Origin of the sequence: Desulfosediminicola ganghwensis (assembly GCF_005116675.2) — a bacterium.
Lineage (GTDB): Bacteria > Desulfobacterota > Desulfobulbia > Desulfobulbales > Desulfocapsaceae > Desulfopila > Desulfopila ganghwensis.
In genome coordinates, this window is sequence record NZ_CP050699.1 from 4,031,908 (window position 1) to 4,046,495 (window position 14,588).

Annotated in this window: 15 protein-coding genes; 6 read left to right on the forward strand and 9 right to left on the reverse strand. The window is 48.0% G+C overall.

Going from position 1 to position 14,588, the window contains the following annotated elements; translation table 11 throughout:
• Positions 1-129: 129 nt before the first annotated feature.
• Positions 130-2,250, forward strand: a complete 2,121-nt coding sequence (locus FCL45_RS17230) for a S16 family serine protease (protein ID WP_136799831.1) — start codon at positions 130-132, stop codon at positions 2,248-2,250.
• Here FCL45_RS17230 and FCL45_RS17235 read toward each other — a convergent pair.
• The 4 genes from FCL45_RS17235 to FCL45_RS17250 all read right to left on the reverse strand — a co-directional run bounded on the left by FCL45_RS17235 (position 2,226) and on the right by FCL45_RS17250 (position 6,746).
• Positions 2,226-3,584 carry a sigma-54-dependent transcriptional regulator gene (locus tag FCL45_RS17235; protein WP_136799830.1) on the reverse strand — a complete coding sequence of 453 codons (1,359 nt, stop codon included), beginning with the start codon at positions 3,582-3,584 and terminating at the stop codon, positions 2,226-2,228. The genes FCL45_RS17230 and FCL45_RS17235 overlap by 25 nt on opposite strands.
• Positions 3,581-5,023: a sensor histidine kinase gene (locus FCL45_RS17240; RefSeq protein WP_136799829.1), complete on the reverse strand. Its 1,443-nt coding sequence runs from the start codon at positions 5,021-5,023 to the stop codon at positions 3,581-3,583. The genes FCL45_RS17235 and FCL45_RS17240 overlap by 4 nt, the downstream gene beginning before the upstream one ends.
• A 300-nt stretch (positions 5,024-5,323) precedes the next feature.
• Positions 5,324-6,040 (reverse strand): DUF1326 domain-containing protein, encoded by a 717-nt coding sequence (locus FCL45_RS17245; protein ID WP_136799828.1) that lies wholly within the window; start codon positions 6,038-6,040, stop codon positions 5,324-5,326.
• A gap of 334 nt (positions 6,041-6,374) precedes the next feature.
• A complete protein-coding gene (locus tag FCL45_RS17250) occupies positions 6,375-6,746 on the reverse strand; it encodes a hypothetical protein (RefSeq protein WP_136799827.1) in 372 nt (123 codons plus the stop codon).
• A 637-nt stretch (positions 6,747-7,383) separates the two neighbouring features.
• Here FCL45_RS17250 and FCL45_RS17255 point away from each other — a divergent pair.
• The 4 genes from FCL45_RS17255 to FCL45_RS17270 all read left to right on the forward strand — a co-directional run bounded on the left by FCL45_RS17255 (position 7,384) and on the right by FCL45_RS17270 (position 10,283).
• A complete protein-coding gene (locus tag FCL45_RS17255) occupies positions 7,384-8,331 on the forward strand; it encodes an IS110 family RNA-guided transposase (protein WP_136800054.1) in 948 nt (315 codons plus the stop codon).
• A 176-nt stretch (positions 8,332-8,507) separates the two neighbouring features.
• On the forward strand, positions 8,508-9,410 hold the full coding sequence (locus FCL45_RS17260) for a DMT family transporter (protein WP_136799066.1): 903 nt from the start codon (positions 8,508-8,510) through the stop codon (positions 9,408-9,410).
• The gene (locus FCL45_RS17265; RefSeq protein WP_228721355.1) at positions 9,407-9,676 is read left to right on the forward strand and encodes a DUF3820 family protein; all 270 of its coding nucleotides are present in this window, start codon (positions 9,407-9,409) and stop codon (positions 9,674-9,676) included. Before FCL45_RS17260 ends, FCL45_RS17265 begins: the two co-directional genes overlap by 4 nt.
• A gap of 52 nt (positions 9,677-9,728) precedes the next feature.
• Complete coding sequence (locus FCL45_RS17270) at positions 9,729-10,283, forward strand: hypothetical protein (protein WP_136799065.1); 555 nt, start codon at positions 9,729-9,731, stop codon at positions 10,281-10,283.
• 31 nt (positions 10,284-10,314) lie between these two features.
• On the opposite strand, the gene FCL45_RS17275 is transcribed toward FCL45_RS17270, so the two are convergent.
• The 5 genes from FCL45_RS17275 to FCL45_RS17295 form a co-directional block, all read right to left on the reverse strand.
• Positions 10,315-10,533: a hypothetical protein gene (locus tag FCL45_RS17275; protein WP_136799064.1), complete on the reverse strand. Its 219-nt coding sequence runs from the start codon at positions 10,531-10,533 to the stop codon at positions 10,315-10,317.
• The gene (locus tag FCL45_RS17280) at positions 10,523-10,885 is read right to left on the reverse strand and encodes a HesB/IscA family protein (protein ID WP_167495864.1); all 363 of its coding nucleotides are present in this window, start codon (positions 10,883-10,885) and stop codon (positions 10,523-10,525) included. Before FCL45_RS17280 ends, FCL45_RS17275 begins: the two co-directional genes overlap by 11 nt.
• 305 nt (positions 10,886-11,190) lie before the next feature.
• The gene (gene gltA / locus FCL45_RS17285; RefSeq protein WP_136799062.1) at positions 11,191-12,603 is read right to left on the reverse strand and encodes an NADPH-dependent glutamate synthase; all 1,413 of its coding nucleotides are present in this window, start codon (positions 12,601-12,603) and stop codon (positions 11,191-11,193) included.
• Positions 12,604-12,707: 104 nt separating this feature from the next.
• Positions 12,708-13,544, reverse strand: coding sequence for a sulfide/dihydroorotate dehydrogenase-like FAD/NAD-binding protein (locus tag FCL45_RS17290; protein ID WP_136799061.1), 837 nt, complete (start codon positions 13,542-13,544; stop codon positions 12,708-12,710).
• Between the two features lie 102 nt (positions 13,545-13,646).
• A complete protein-coding gene (locus FCL45_RS17295) occupies positions 13,647-13,808 on the reverse strand; it encodes a hypothetical protein (RefSeq protein ID WP_153305563.1) in 162 nt (53 codons plus the stop codon).
• 333 nt (positions 13,809-14,141) lie between these two features.
• Between FCL45_RS17295 and FCL45_RS17300 the strand changes: the two genes are divergently transcribed.
• The gene (locus FCL45_RS17300) at positions 14,142-14,588 is read left to right on the forward strand and encodes a hotdog fold domain-containing protein (protein ID WP_136799060.1); all 447 of its coding nucleotides are present in this window, start codon (positions 14,142-14,144) and stop codon (positions 14,586-14,588) included.

The following is a 14,588-nucleotide window of genomic DNA, read 5'->3' on the forward strand; positions in this document are numbered from 1 at the left end:
TAAATTAAAACTACTTTCCAGCTGATACTGGTATACTGCAGTACGAGCTGTCAGTCGCCCCGGGGACTTCGATCTACGGATTCAGTCCCGACGCACAAAACCTGCAACAACAAGGAGTTCGCAGAGATCATGTTCTTTAAAAAGAAGAACAAATCAGAAGACCAACCGCAAACAGTGCAATCCGTCGAGGAATCTCCACTTACCTTATTACGTAAACGGGTCTCAGAGGCCGATTTGCCGCAGGCAGCCCGGGATGCGGTCAGCAGGGAACTGGAAAAACTCGAAAAATCAGATCCGGGCATCGCTGAATATTCCGTAGGCCTGAATTACATAGAACTTGCACTCGCCCTCCCCTGGAATTCCTCGACCATAGGTAATCTCGAACTCAGTCGAGCCCGCAAAGTTCTTGACAATCGACATTGCGGCCTCGACCAGGTCAAACAGAGAATTCTCGAATTCCTTGCCGCCAAGACCCTGAGGGAATCCATCAGCCAGACTATTCTGCTCGTTGATGATGAAGAAATTGCCAGGATCAACATGAATCATGTATTGAGCAAGGAAGGTTATACCTGCCTCTGTGCATCCAATGGTATCGAGGCATTGAAATTTCTCAGCGAGGAAAATGTCGATCTCATTGTCAGCGATCTGAAGATGGATAAGATGGACGGTCTCGAACTGCTGGCGGAAGTTAACCGATCCTACCCTGAAATACCGGTGATCATGGTTACCGGCTTCGCAACAGTAGATTCTGCTGTTAAGGCCCTGAAAAGCGGTGCCGCCCATTATCTCGGCAAACCGATCAACCTGAATGAGCTCAAAAAGACAGTTGCGGAGGTACTCAGCCAGAAGCACACCAGTGAGATCGGCAAAGGACCGATTCTCTGTTTTTCCGGCCCACCGGGAACTGGCAAGACCTCAGTAGGTCGCGCCATCGCAGAGGCATTACAGTTGCAGTTCGTCAGGACCTCCATGGCCGGCCTGCGCGATGAAGCGGAACTCCGTGGCCACCGGAGAACCTATGTTGGCGCCATGCCAGGGCGCATTATTACCGAGCTCAAGAGAACCGGTGTCAACAACCCGGTTTTCATGCTGGATGAAATTGACAAGATTGGCCAGGATTTCAGAGGAGACCCCGCCTCCGTCATGTTGGAAGTACTCGATCCCGAGCAAAACGTCCGTTTCATGGACCATTACCTGGATATCCCGTTCAACCTTTCCAGAATCATGTTCATAGCCACTGCCAACGATATCTCACAGCTTCCCGGGCCGTTACTGGACCGCATGGAGATTGTCGAATTTTCCGGCTATACGGAAAAGGAAAAAGCCGAGATAGCCAGCCGGTTCATTATCCCGAGACAACTGAAAGCAGCAGGACTCGGCAGGGAACCGATCACTTTCGAGCCCGATGCAATCAACAAAGTCATTGTCGAATACACCAAGGAGTCAGGGCTGCGTAACCTTGAAAGGGAGATATCCACCATTTGCAGGAAACTGGCCCTAACCAAACTCAGCACCCAAGAAGAGCAGTTGAACAAGGTTATCGATTGCGAGGCTGTTACCACTCTGCTTGGCCCCAGGAAATTTTTACGGGACGAGGCCAGTCAATGGCTGCCAAAAGTCGGAATTACTACAGGCCTTGTATGGTCGGCAACCGGCGGAGAGATCATCAGCGTCGAAACAGCCGCTATGCAGGGCAGTGGCAACCTGATGCTGACCGGCTCCCTCGGCGAAGTACTGCAGGAATCGGCTAAAACGGCGCTCAGCCTTATCAGGAGCAGATCTGCTGAATTCGGTATAGCCAATGACCACTTTTTCAAGGAAATAGACATCCACATTCATTTCCCTGCAGGTTCGATTTCTAAAGACGGACCATCTGCGGGTGTCACAATTTTCGCCGCTCTGCTATCGCTGCTGACCCGTAGACCTGCGCGCAGGGATATTGCAATGACCGGAGAGATGACCCTGAGTGGACGAGTTCTTCCGGTGAGCGGTATCAGGGAAAAACTCCTCGCCGCTCAGCGATCAGGAATTACAAGGGTTTTCCTGCCAAAAGCCAACAAGGAAGAGTATGATGCCTTGTCTGTTGATGTTACCGAAGGGGTGCAGGTGGAACTGATCGACGATATCGATGAAATCATCTCTCATGTCCTGTTTCACCCGGAACACAATCAAGTTAAACAAGACAACAAAGAAGAGAGAACACCAGTGGAGAATACCGCTGATGCTCAGTCAGGGTTGTCCAGCCCGTAACGTTTGATCTTACGCCAAAGTGACACCCGATCGATCTTGAGGATTTTGGCAGCTTTCGATTTATTCCCTTCGACCTCGTCGAGAACTTCCAGAATATAATTTTTTTCGTGTTCCTCAAGGGAGGGCCAGCTATTTCCAGTGTCCCGCAGCTGGCTGCTGCCCGTCGTGGGAAGATCACGGTCAAAAGCTGAACCGTTGATGAGATCGCCGTCACTATGCAGCAGCAACCGCTGGGAAATATTCTCCAGTTCACGGATATTCCCTGGATATTCGTAAGCAAGGAGCGTTTCAATCACCCGGGAAGACACTTTGGGAATCTCAGCGGAATTCGGCGAATGCTTTGCCAGAAAATGGTTCACCAGAAGAGGGATATCTTCTTTACGTTTCGCCAGCGGCGGCACCTGGATAGTCAGCACATCCAGTCGATAGAAGAGGTCGACCCTGAAAGTGCCCTCCTCCGACTCTTTTTTCAGGTCCTTGTTAGTGGCTGCCAAAATCCGCACATCCACTGAAATTTCCTTAGTGCCTCCGACCCGCATAAATGTGCGTTCCTGAAGAAATCTCAGCAGCTTGACCTGCATGGCAAGCGATAATTCACCCACCTCATCAAAAAAGACCGTGCCTCCATCGGCCATTTCCAGAAGCCCTCTTTTAACCTGCCCGGCCCCTGTAAAAGCCCCTTTTTCGTAGCCGAACAGCTCACTGGTTATCAGCTCCTCGGTAAAGGCACCACAATTGAAAGCCACAAATTTCTTATCAGCCCTGGCACTCAATTCGTGTATGACCCTGGCAACCAATTCCTTGCCGGTCCCGGTTTCCCCTTGAATCAACACATTACAGTCAAGCTGAGCAACCTGCTCGATGCTCTCCTTGAGCAACTGTGTCGTAGGACTGTGACCGATTATCTTGACCGTCCCGGCATGAGAAGCAACCTGTTTACGAAGTTTCGAAATTTCCGCCTTGAGCGCCCTTTTCTCGAGCGCTTTTTGAACAAGGGCGAAAAGTTCATCCATGTTCACCGGTTTGGCAAGATAATGGTAGGCGCCCTTTTGCATGGCTTCGACTGCCGTACTTATGGTTGCATAACCGGTAATTATAATGACCTCACAGTCGGGCCAACATTTTTTCACCGCTGAGAGTACAGCTATCCCGTCATGACCTTTCATGCGTAAATCGGTTAGGACGAGATCGAACTCCTGACTTTGCACGAGCTTGATCGCTTCCCCTCCGTCAGCAGCCGAAAATATTTCGTATTTGCTGTCCTTTTCCAGCATATAGACAACATTTTCGCGAGCTATTTCTTCGTCATCAACGACCAGTATTCTGGGTATCATCCTGTGCCCTTGCTCTCCCTTTCACCGTCGGATCTTAGTGGCAGGGAAATAAGAAAAGTGGTGCCTTTACCAGGTTCGCTATCAACCGAAATGTTCCCCTCATGCTTCTGGATAATTCCATATGTTATTGACAGCCCCAAGCCCGTTCCCTGCCCCTCCTCTTTGGTGGAGAAAAAAGGATCAAACAGGCGCCCCTGGATATCTGCAGGAATGCCGCAACCGGTATCGTGAACCGAAATGAGGACTGTATCCGAATCAGTAGACTCCCGAGCGGATATGGTAATCCGGCCTGCACCATTTATCGCATGGGAAGCGTTGATGATCAGGTTCAGAAAAACCTCCTGCATCCCCTGGAAGTCCATGGGCATATTCAAGGATGAAGGAATATCCACTACCACCTCAATAGACGAAGGTACTTGACTGTGAACCAGGTTGGCAGCACGATTGACAACTTCCTTCAGGTTGGCATATCTCAGCGCAAACTCCTTTTCCCTGGAGAATTCCAAAAGCCCCTGAACCACATCCCTGGCACGAGCTGTTTCCTTGTTGATATTGTTCAGCATCTTCAGGATGAAATCGCGTTCACCCGTCTCAAAGTCACTGATAGCGATCTGGCATGATGTTGATATGTTGTTCAGCGGGTTGTTGAGCTGGTGGGCTATGCCCGCACTCAAGGTACCGATGGATGAAAGCTTTTGAGATTGAACCAGCTGATCCTGTCGACGTTGCAACTCGGAGACCATGGTATTGAAGGCATCTATCATCTGCTCCATTTCATCCCGGGTATCCACAACTTCAATGGGACTGAATCTGCCGTGGGCGATATCCTCCGTAGCCTTCTTGATAATATTCAACGGTTTGAATACTTTAAGAAACATGATCAGGGGAACGATTATCCCCACCATAATCGCTATGAATGACCACACCACCAAACGAAAAATCAGCTCTTCCAGAATGATCCTGATCTGCTTATGCTCAAACGCAACCAGCTCCTCTGAGAGTTCGTTCATTTTCTGCCCTTCAATACGAACGCCATCCGATAAAATGTTCGGTGCGTTCCCATCTGTACCCCGCGGAAGATTAGCAAGGATTTCCATCTGTTCTTTATATGCGAGCAGGGTATTTCGAAGCTCGGCAAGCAGAGGGCGAACCTTGAATTTCATCGCAAGCACATCAATTTCTGCCATCGTTTCAAGGGCAAGTTCTATCTGCTTCCGATTATTCTCAAGAGCACCCTCCGTTCGGTACAGGAGGAAATTTTTTTCATACCGCCGTACTTCAAGCACCATTGTGTCAAGTTTATATGCCAGCTCGAGGGTTTCCAGTTTCTCCTTTGCCGTAAGCAGATCATTCTGCGCGACAAAAAACATAACCAGAATGCCGATTATATAACTGGCCAGCACCACAATCATTTTAAATCGAATATCTAGAGCAGGCATAATTTTCTTGATGATCTCAGAGGATTCTCACTAGTCCGGATGACCCAATGTAACAGAGTGCAAGTTAAAACGATACCGTAAACTACCACAATTCTGGTTGATATTTCAGCTGAACACCATGAATCAAGCACTGGTATTCGCTGCATAGAAACCTGCAGTGAAAATTTCTATTTCCTGTGCATGACTTGGAAAATTCCCGGATTTAACTGAAGAAGGGAGGGGGGAGGAACGATAAAAAACGGGAAGTTCTTTATAAAAAGAATTTCCCGTTTTTTCAGATGTTACGTTGCATTTTCTCGACTAAATGCTCAGGTCTTCAGAGGTCATGTCTATGGTGATCATAAAACCTGTAGTCCCTTTGAATTCGAAAGCCTTGTCACCGACTTTCCAGGTTTCAATTTCATTGGGCATCATTTTGAAACCACTATTTCTTGGCGCCCCAAAATACGCAATATTATTCAACATGGCTGAATGATCTTCCATTCCCTGCCAACTATTCAGGATGATGTGAGCATTCTCACCGCCAGCGAGCTTTGCCTCTGCACGCTGCTCCGATGCCACCCATTCTATGGTAGTATCAGCCATCACCTCGAATGATTGCCATTTCACAGGGAAAACGTTCCCCAGAATGACTTTTATCGCCTCTTTCTGGTCATCTGTAGTTCCTATCTGAAAAGTGAGTATTGCCCAATCGGTCTCACCGTCTTTCCAGGTCTCACCAAGATCACCAGCAACCCAGAATTTTACGCCGGCAAGATCAGTCTCACCATAGTGGCCCTTGTTGACCTTATAAGCCATATTAAATTTGCAGAAGTGTTTTGCACCATCTTCGGTTTGATGCAACGCTGGCTCGGTGTTGAAATAACATTGGCAGAACATCGGGCAACTGCACGCCTCAATAACTGTGCCGTTAAAATGCCAATTTTCAGCCTCAGCACCTGATGACTGTAAGGGCCCTAGAAGAATAAATGCTGCGGCTAATATGCCGATAAACAAGGAATAATTGTTTGTTTTCATTGTGCGATCCTCCCCGTTTGGAATTCTTGTTATCCGAACGTCTATACGGAGGACCCAATGAGATGTTTGGTCTGATCCAGATCACTGCTCACTGCATACAAGTTCAAGCACCCTTGACGCTCCTCACAAGTAAAGACGTCTGGGACGTAAATGAAAAATATGGATTGTGCGTGGTATGTCAAATCAATCTGGAAAGCGTGAACTATATAGTTCAGTAGTAATTACAAAACATTCCAACTATTCAGTGAACTTCATAGAAAGTTACCTGTAACGTTAGACTGTAAACGAAAACAGATCAGACCATCAGAGTCAATGGCAAGACAGTGAAGCTGAGCTAAATATCAATTTCATAATTGTCGATTATGTAAGCCATAATCTCATCCATCTTCTTTTCAGAAATGATTTGTAAAAAAACATGTGAATCAAGATAGGCCAAAAGGAAATTGACAGAGTAGTTTAAGGTATCATCAGGTTCAATTTCAAAGTCTTTAATCCTTTCCTCTATAGCATATGCTGTGACTTCCTCACCAAGGACGGCATCAGTTACCCCTCTGTTTTTCAGGCAAAGCCAAGGTCCATATTGGTAAACATTCTCTAAGCTATCCCTTGAAAGATCAGGATCTCGAGTCACTACCATCTCAACTGCCATGTTTAACGAGTCCATTACTTCCTTGGCCCAATCTTTATTTTTCTTTGGCGGTTTCATAATGTCTTTGAGCAAAGCGTGAAGTTGACCAGAGGATTTCAGCGAGTCCGCGTTGAGAGATCGTATATTCCCTTAACATGCTTCAGATACGTGAACTCAACTTCAGATGACCAATTATGATTGAGATAGATATTTCTCCTTTTTTTAAGTAGAGGCACCGTAACTGCAAAAATACGCAAATTGCACATATTATGAATGAACACTGCAATGCTCCTCCACGACTTTGAAAGGAACATACCCCAACATAACAAAGTATTACCGTAGCAAGACTGGGCCAAATAGTTGCAATTGTCAATACATATATTACCTATATAAGGGATATAAAGTTAAATAATCAAGAATATCATGTAATTGATGGAAACCTTACAAACTCTCATCAATATTCCAATAACGCTATTCGATATAATCAGAGGATATCCCTCCTCGCTCCTTGTATGTTGCGCCCATACTCCTACATAGTTTACTAAGTAACATATTTCGCTACATGACCGTAACAGATCGACCACTCCTTGGGACAATTAAACTACGAGCCCGTGTGTGAGCGCTGGTCGTTATGGTCCTTTCTGCTTAACCCGAACAGTTGCCGGGGCCTTACTAAGAGCCCGCATTTCACAAGGCTGGGAAACGGAAATCTAACATGGATCAACAGATATTTATTGGAATTGATGTATCAAAAACTAAGCTGGACATCGCCGTTCGGCCAACCAAGGAAAAATGGAGTACAGCCAATGCTCCAACGGAAATTTCCGCTCTGGTAAAACGCTTTGAGGAATTACAGCCTACATTGATTGTTCTTGAATCAACGGGCGGCCTTGAGATTCCCCTCGTAAGTGAACTTGCCAAGAAATTCCTACCCATTGTCGTAGTAAACCCCAGACAGGTGAGGGACTTTGCTAAAGCTACTGGCAAGTTGGCAAAAACAGATTCTATCGATTCTGAAATAATCGCTCGATTTGGTGAAGCTATTCGACCAGAACCTCGACCGATCAAAGACGAGCAAGCTCGAGAATTGGATGCTGTTCTAGTGCGCCGCAGGCAAATTGTGGACATGTTAACTATGGAAAAAAATCGCCTTAGATGCTCTACAAAACATGTTCGCAAAGATCTTGAAGCACATATCAAATGGCTGGAAAAACGTTTGCAAAACGTTGATGGGGATCTCCAAAAGCTCATCCAGCAATCAGATGTCTGGCGAGTAAACGATAAAATATTACAAAGCGTGCCAGGTGTAGGACCAGTATTGTCGCTTGCACTCCTAGCAGGCTTGCCTGAGTTGGGCCAACTCAACAGAAAAGAGGTGGCAGCACTGGCCGGAGTAGCTCCACTCAATCGAGATAGCGGCTTTTTTCGCGGTTCCCGAAGAATATGGGGAGGGAGAGCCCAGATAAGATCTGTCTTGTACATGGGGGCTTTGACAGCCGCACGCTGCAACCCTGTCATCAGGACTTTCCACGAGCAATTAATTGCTCGTGGAAAAAAGCCTAAGGTTGCTCTGACGGCATGCATGCGGAAACTCTTAACCATCCTAAATGTCATGGTGAGAAATCAAACCACTTGGTCGCCTACTTATGCTGAACAAAGATGATGAAATTTAAAACCCTTACCTCTGAGTCAGTTGCAGATTTCATCTGTACGATTAGGTTTGACTTTGAACACAGTTGCTCACACCTAACTCCTCACTGCTGAAATAAACTCATTGACACAACCCTGATTCCGCAGCACAATAGCCTCTCTCTCCCCACACATTCATAAGGATTTTCAATGCGGTACCTTACCTACGTTTCACTGGTTTTCACAATGCTGCTCTGGGGCGGCACTTTCATTGCCGGGCGCTCCCTCGCCGGTTCAGTAAGCCCTGCTGCGGCAGCATTTTTTCGCTTTACCATTGCCACTATCGCACTGGCTGTTCTGGTTAGATTAATTGATGGGCGGATCATTATTCCCCCACGTAAGCTCTGGTTCAGACTGCTGCTTTTGGGGGCAACCGGCATCTTCAGTTACAACATCTGCTTTTTTACCGGCCTGCAATACCTTGAAGCTGGTCGGGCTTCATTGATTATCGCCCTGAATCCGCTCGCCATAGTTCTTGGTGCCACCCTTATTTTAGGAGAATTGCTCACTTTTAAGCAGGTTTGCGGGATTCTTATTTCGCTTGTCGGAGCTTTTCTGGTTATCACAAATGGGCATCCCGGCATGGTGCTTGAGGGGGGATTCGGAACTGGTGAGTTGGCTATTCTCGGTTGTGTCGCAAGCTGGGCCGCCTATTCAATAATCGGCAGAACTGTCCTCAGCTCTCTTACCCCGCTTTCAGCAGTCTTCTATTCTTCGCTCTGCGGGACTTTATTGCTTCTGCCCTATGCACTTGCGGATGGTTCCGTTTTGAAGGCGTTTTCCTACTCTTCAAGTGACTGGTTGAGCCTTGGCTTCTTGGGCCTACTTGGCACAGCTGTTGGTTTTTCCCTTTACTACCGGGCCATTCAGGCTATTGGAGCCAGCAGGGCAAGTGTGTTCATCAACCTTGTTCCCTTTTTCGCCATCATTCTTTCCTGGTTTTTCCTCGATGAGTCAATCGGTCTTGCCGCCCTTTCTGGTGGACTGCTGCTGCTTGCCGGAGTAACCTTGACCAACCGAGGTGCAGCTGTAAAGGTGAACAAGACACAATGATTGACGATAAGACAAATTCTCCGGGCCAGGTCATGCCTTTCAACTATCAGGCCTTGCTTGAGCTTGCCGAGACGAAAATGCCATTTGGCAAATATAGCGGCAGGCTATTGATAGATCTGCCCGAGCGATATGTGGTCTGGTTTGCCGGTGAAGGATTCCCGCCGGGAAAACTTGGCGTAATGTTGCGGACTGTTTATGAAATTAAAGTCAACGGACTGGAATATTTATTTGACCCCATAAGAAAGACGCCCAGAAAGCAGGCGTAAATGCATTCAGACCAACTGTTTTCCAATAATCAGCTATAGACAAGGAACCCATATGACTATTGACACACCGGAGAAGGACAGCTTTTTGCAGGAATTGCATCGCACTTCAGGTGGGGAAGCCAGGACACATGTCTCGATGTATAAGCTGGGTGAGAGTTTGGGACTGACACGATCTGAAGCATCAGCCTTGAGCGAAGACCTCATTATTGACGGCTATGTGGAGTTACAAAATCTTTCCGGTGCTATATCCATAACCCAGGAAGGCCTGGCCGCTATTGGAATTACTGCCGAAGTATCACCACCCCAGAATCTTCCGCAATTAAGCGGAGAAAAGATCATCACCGACAACGACAGCCAGCTGCTGAACCGTGCTATAGACAAAGTACGAAAGTGTACATTCAACACCGATACCGATCTGGCCCAACTTGAAGAGTTACTGATCGATCTGAAAACACTCGAGATCCAACTCCTGTCCAGCAGACCCAAAACAACCGTTGTCCACGCTATACTAACCTCTATAAAAGAGGAAATTAGGCAACATGCTGCCAGTGACGCCCTCTCAAACCTCGAAGCCGAGTTGGAGAGTCTGGTCAACCTTAATAATTAGCGTGTCGGCAGAACCACATGAGATATTCGGCTTACAACGGAGAGGAGTTCTTCAGCCGATGAATTATTACGAAAGCAAGCGCCGCCAGTTCATTGCGGCTCAATTCTGATTCCAGCTTCTGTAATCGGGCCTGTATGCGTTCCGAAGACCCGGGGTCTTCCTCCGCTAGCCTGTGGGCTTCTGCCATCTGCTGTTCGTTGATACAATGTACTGACTTGCCGCCCAAAAGCGGGATCGGGTCATGAACCACAGCTCACTCCTTTTTTATTCAGGGTAGGGAAACCAGCCAACTCAAAACTCGCACCGCAGCCACACGACGAGCTATTTGAACCGTTGGTGAAACGGAAGCCGGCGGAAATCAGATCGTCAGAATAGTCGATATCGAGTCCGTCCAGAAATAGGGTTGACTCCTGGTCCGACACCACAACGATACCGTCTTCGTTTTGCACCACCGATTCCCCCTGCCGCTTTTCTGTGTCTATCTCTGCGTCGTAGGTCATACCGGCACAACCACCCCTTTTCACAGTTATACGTACAAACCGGTCACTTCCCTGCAGCTCTTTTGCCAGCATCCCTTTAGCCTTTTCACTGAATGTTATCATCTCCAGTCTCACCTTCATCAAATTGTAAGCAGATAAGAATTTGTTGTACTCATTCATAGTACAGCGTTCTTCCGCCCCAGACACCATAGGGTCGTTCGACAAAAGATGAAGAGTAAATTTATTCTCATATACACATTACGAAATAAGAGAACGGTTAACCGATTGCTCGAATGGACTTACATGGAATGATACCCCCATTACGGGAGCAAAAGTCACTGACTATATCAGGATTATCGACAAAAAAAGGCCCGTCGGATAATCCGACGGGCCTTCATATGCAGTGGCTTAAACTACAGCTTTAACGCTTACCAACCAAGGGTCAGATAATCGTGCATGGAGTTGGCGGCAGCACGACCTGCGCCCATGGCCAGGATAACGGTTGCAGCACCGGTCACAATATCACCACCAGCCCAGACACCTCTCATGGTAGTCTTGCCGTTGGCCTCGTCCGCATCGATGTTGCCCCATCTGTTCAGCTTGATATCAGGAGTTTCCGCAGTGAGCAGCGGGTTCGCACCGGAACCTACAGCCACGATACAGAGATCGGTTTCCAGGTGGAACTCGGAACCCTCGATGGCTACAGGGCGGCGACGTCCGGAAGCATCCGGCTCGCCAAGTTCCATCTTCAGGCATTCCATACCGGTCAGACGACCATTCTCGTCACCAATGTACTTAGTGGGGTTGGTGAGCAGAAACAGCTCGATACCCTCTTCTTCCGCATGATGAATCTCCGCGGCACGGGCAGGCATCTCTTCGCGGGAGCGGCGGTAAACAACACGAACCTTCTCCGCACCAAGACGCATTGCGGTACGGGCCGCATCCATGGCCACATTACCTGCTCCAAGTACGGTGACGTTTTTGCCCTTTGGAATTGGGGTATCCACTTTCGGGTACTCATAGGCCTTCATAAGATTGGCCCGGGTCAGGTATTCGTTGGCAGAGAGGATGCCGACCAGGTTCTCACCAGGGATATTCATAAAACGTGGCAGACCAGCGCCAACGCCAATGTAGACGGCATCGAAACCTTCATCCAGGAGTTCCTGAATAGAAACAGTCTTGCCTACCACGGCATTACACTCGACTTTTACGCCAAGACGCTCCAGAAAATTGACCTCCTGAGCCACGATAGCCTTGGGTAGACGGAACTCCGGGATTCCGTAGACCAGAACGCCGCCCGGCTTGTGAAAAGCTTCAAAAATGGTGACGTCATGACCTTTGACAATGAGATCGCCGGCAACGGTAAGACCGGAAGGACCGGAACCAACCACGGCAACTTTCTTGCCGGTAGGCTCAGCTTTTGGTGGCAACTCGCCGGTACCGTTTTCACGCTCGTAGTCGGCGCAAAAACGCTCAAGGTTACCAATAGCCACCGGCTCGCCTTTCCGGCCAACGATACATAAACCTTCACACTGGGACTCCTGCGGGCAGACACGGCCACAGACCGCAGGCAGGGCATTTTTGCTCCAGAGATTACGAATAGCGCCAGTCATATCACCCTGGCTCAACAGATCGATGAAACCTGGGATATCAACACCTACCGGGCAGCCCTGAACACAGGCCGGCTTTTTACACTGCAGGCAGCGGGCAGCTTCTTCCTGGGCCATTTTCACAGTATAGCCGGTGGGTACTTCAAGAAAATTGCGCGCCCTTACCTTCGGCTCCTGCTCAGGCATGGCAATTCTTGGATTTTTGGTATTCTTCGCAGCTTTCTCAGCCATTGTTTCCTCCATATATAGAAACGATCAGACCATTACGTCTCAATCGTCACTTATCTATTTATGCTCCGGCTTTTCCGGAGACCAGATCACCTGAAACCAAGATTTTAGTTCGCGTCACGAATGGTGCAGTACTCGTCGTGGCATTTCTTTTCTTCTTCCTGGTAGGCACGGAGACGGAGCATAAGCTCATCGTAGTCGACTTTGTGACCGTCAAATTCTGGGCCGTCTACACAGGCAAATTTGGTCTCACCGCCAATTGTGACACGGCAACCGCCGCACATGCCGGTGCCATCAACCATAATGGGGTTCAAGCTGACCATGGTTGGAACATCATAGTCTTTGGTTATATTGGAAACAGCTTTCATCATCGGCACAGGGCCAATAGCGACTACCAGCTTCACATCTCCACCTTCCAGCACCTCTTTCATAACCTCTGTTACGAAGCCGTGATGACCGTAAGAGCCGTCATCGGTGCAGACACGCAGATCGTTACTGGCATCTTTCATCTGCTCTTCCATGATGAGCAGGCCTTTGTTTCTGGCACCTATAATACACGTAACATCGTTGCCAATCTCTTTGAGAGCACGGGTGATCGGATGAAGGACCGCTACACCGGTACCACCGCCAACGCAGATCACTTTGCCAACTTTTTCGATATGGGTTGCTTTACCCAGGGGACCGATGACATCCTGGTACCCATCGCCGACCTTCAGATCTCTGAAAATCGCAGTTGATTTGCCAACGACCATGTAGATTATGGTGATGGTTCCTTTTTCCGGATCGGTATCAGCCATGGTGAGAGGAATGCGTTCACCTTCCTCATTGGCTTTCAGGATTACAAACTGGCCAGGTTTCGCCTTCTTTGCAATGAGCGGAGCCTCAATCTCATTGAGAATCACCGTTCCTTCAGCCATTTCTTCTCGTCTTACAATCTTAAACATATTGTCCTCCGGGTTGATAAATACCATTGGCCTGAACAGGTTACCTACAGTTCAGCTATATGATGAAACGAACCACTCCCGTACTATGTTCATAATTACGTTCTACATTTCTTCGTAGCAAAATATAAGAACCTCGGGGTCCTGCACGACGATGAGCATATCGCCGCACTCGACGCTAAAAAATGAACGCTCGTTCGGATTCCCTTTCGGTTTACGTACTTCCGGGTCTTTCGGTAATTCGGGTAATTGCACTGCGTCAGCCAACGCTTAGCCCATTTACAGGGGTGTAGTCAAGACAGAAAATCTCTTTTAGATAAAATAGTTACTCCATAATGCCCTACCGTGTCAGGTGACGAAGAAATTTGTGCATCTTCGTCATGTTGTGCACATCCTCCCGCCCCGAGCCTATCCAGGTACAGCAGTTACAACAAACATTCAATTTGCATAAATTGATTTCACTTGACCAGCATCCAAAATCAATAGTACACATATGTACTATGTATCTCACATAATGTATAGTCATTGAGCAAAGAGCACTTTACCAGATAAGCTGGCATCATTAAACCGTAATCCTTTACTCAAGGAGGAAACAGGAGCATGAGCAAGCTGTATGAGCTGTACAAAGCTGTTGGTAATGAGGCGTTTTCCCATGAAATCACCAAGATTGCCCCTTATTTTGGCACAATTGACCCGATGTTTGTGGCATTGCGTCCCGGCTATGCCGAAGTGACCATGCCAAACACCCCTGAAGTCCACAATCATATCGGCAGCGTCCATGCCATAGCCATGTGTAATGCCGCTGAAGTTGCCGCGGGCCTGATGACCGAAGTATCCATCCCCAAGAACTGCCGCTGGATACCCGTCGGCATGAGTGTGAAATATCTGGCCAGGGCCTCAACCGATCTCAGAGCGATTGCTGATGGTTCCGGTATCGACTGGGAGATCCCCGGCGACAAGGATGTTCCGGTTTCAATTACTGACACTGAAGGTGTGGAGGTTTGCTGCGCTGAAATCACCATGAAAGTGAGTGAACTGACAAAGTAA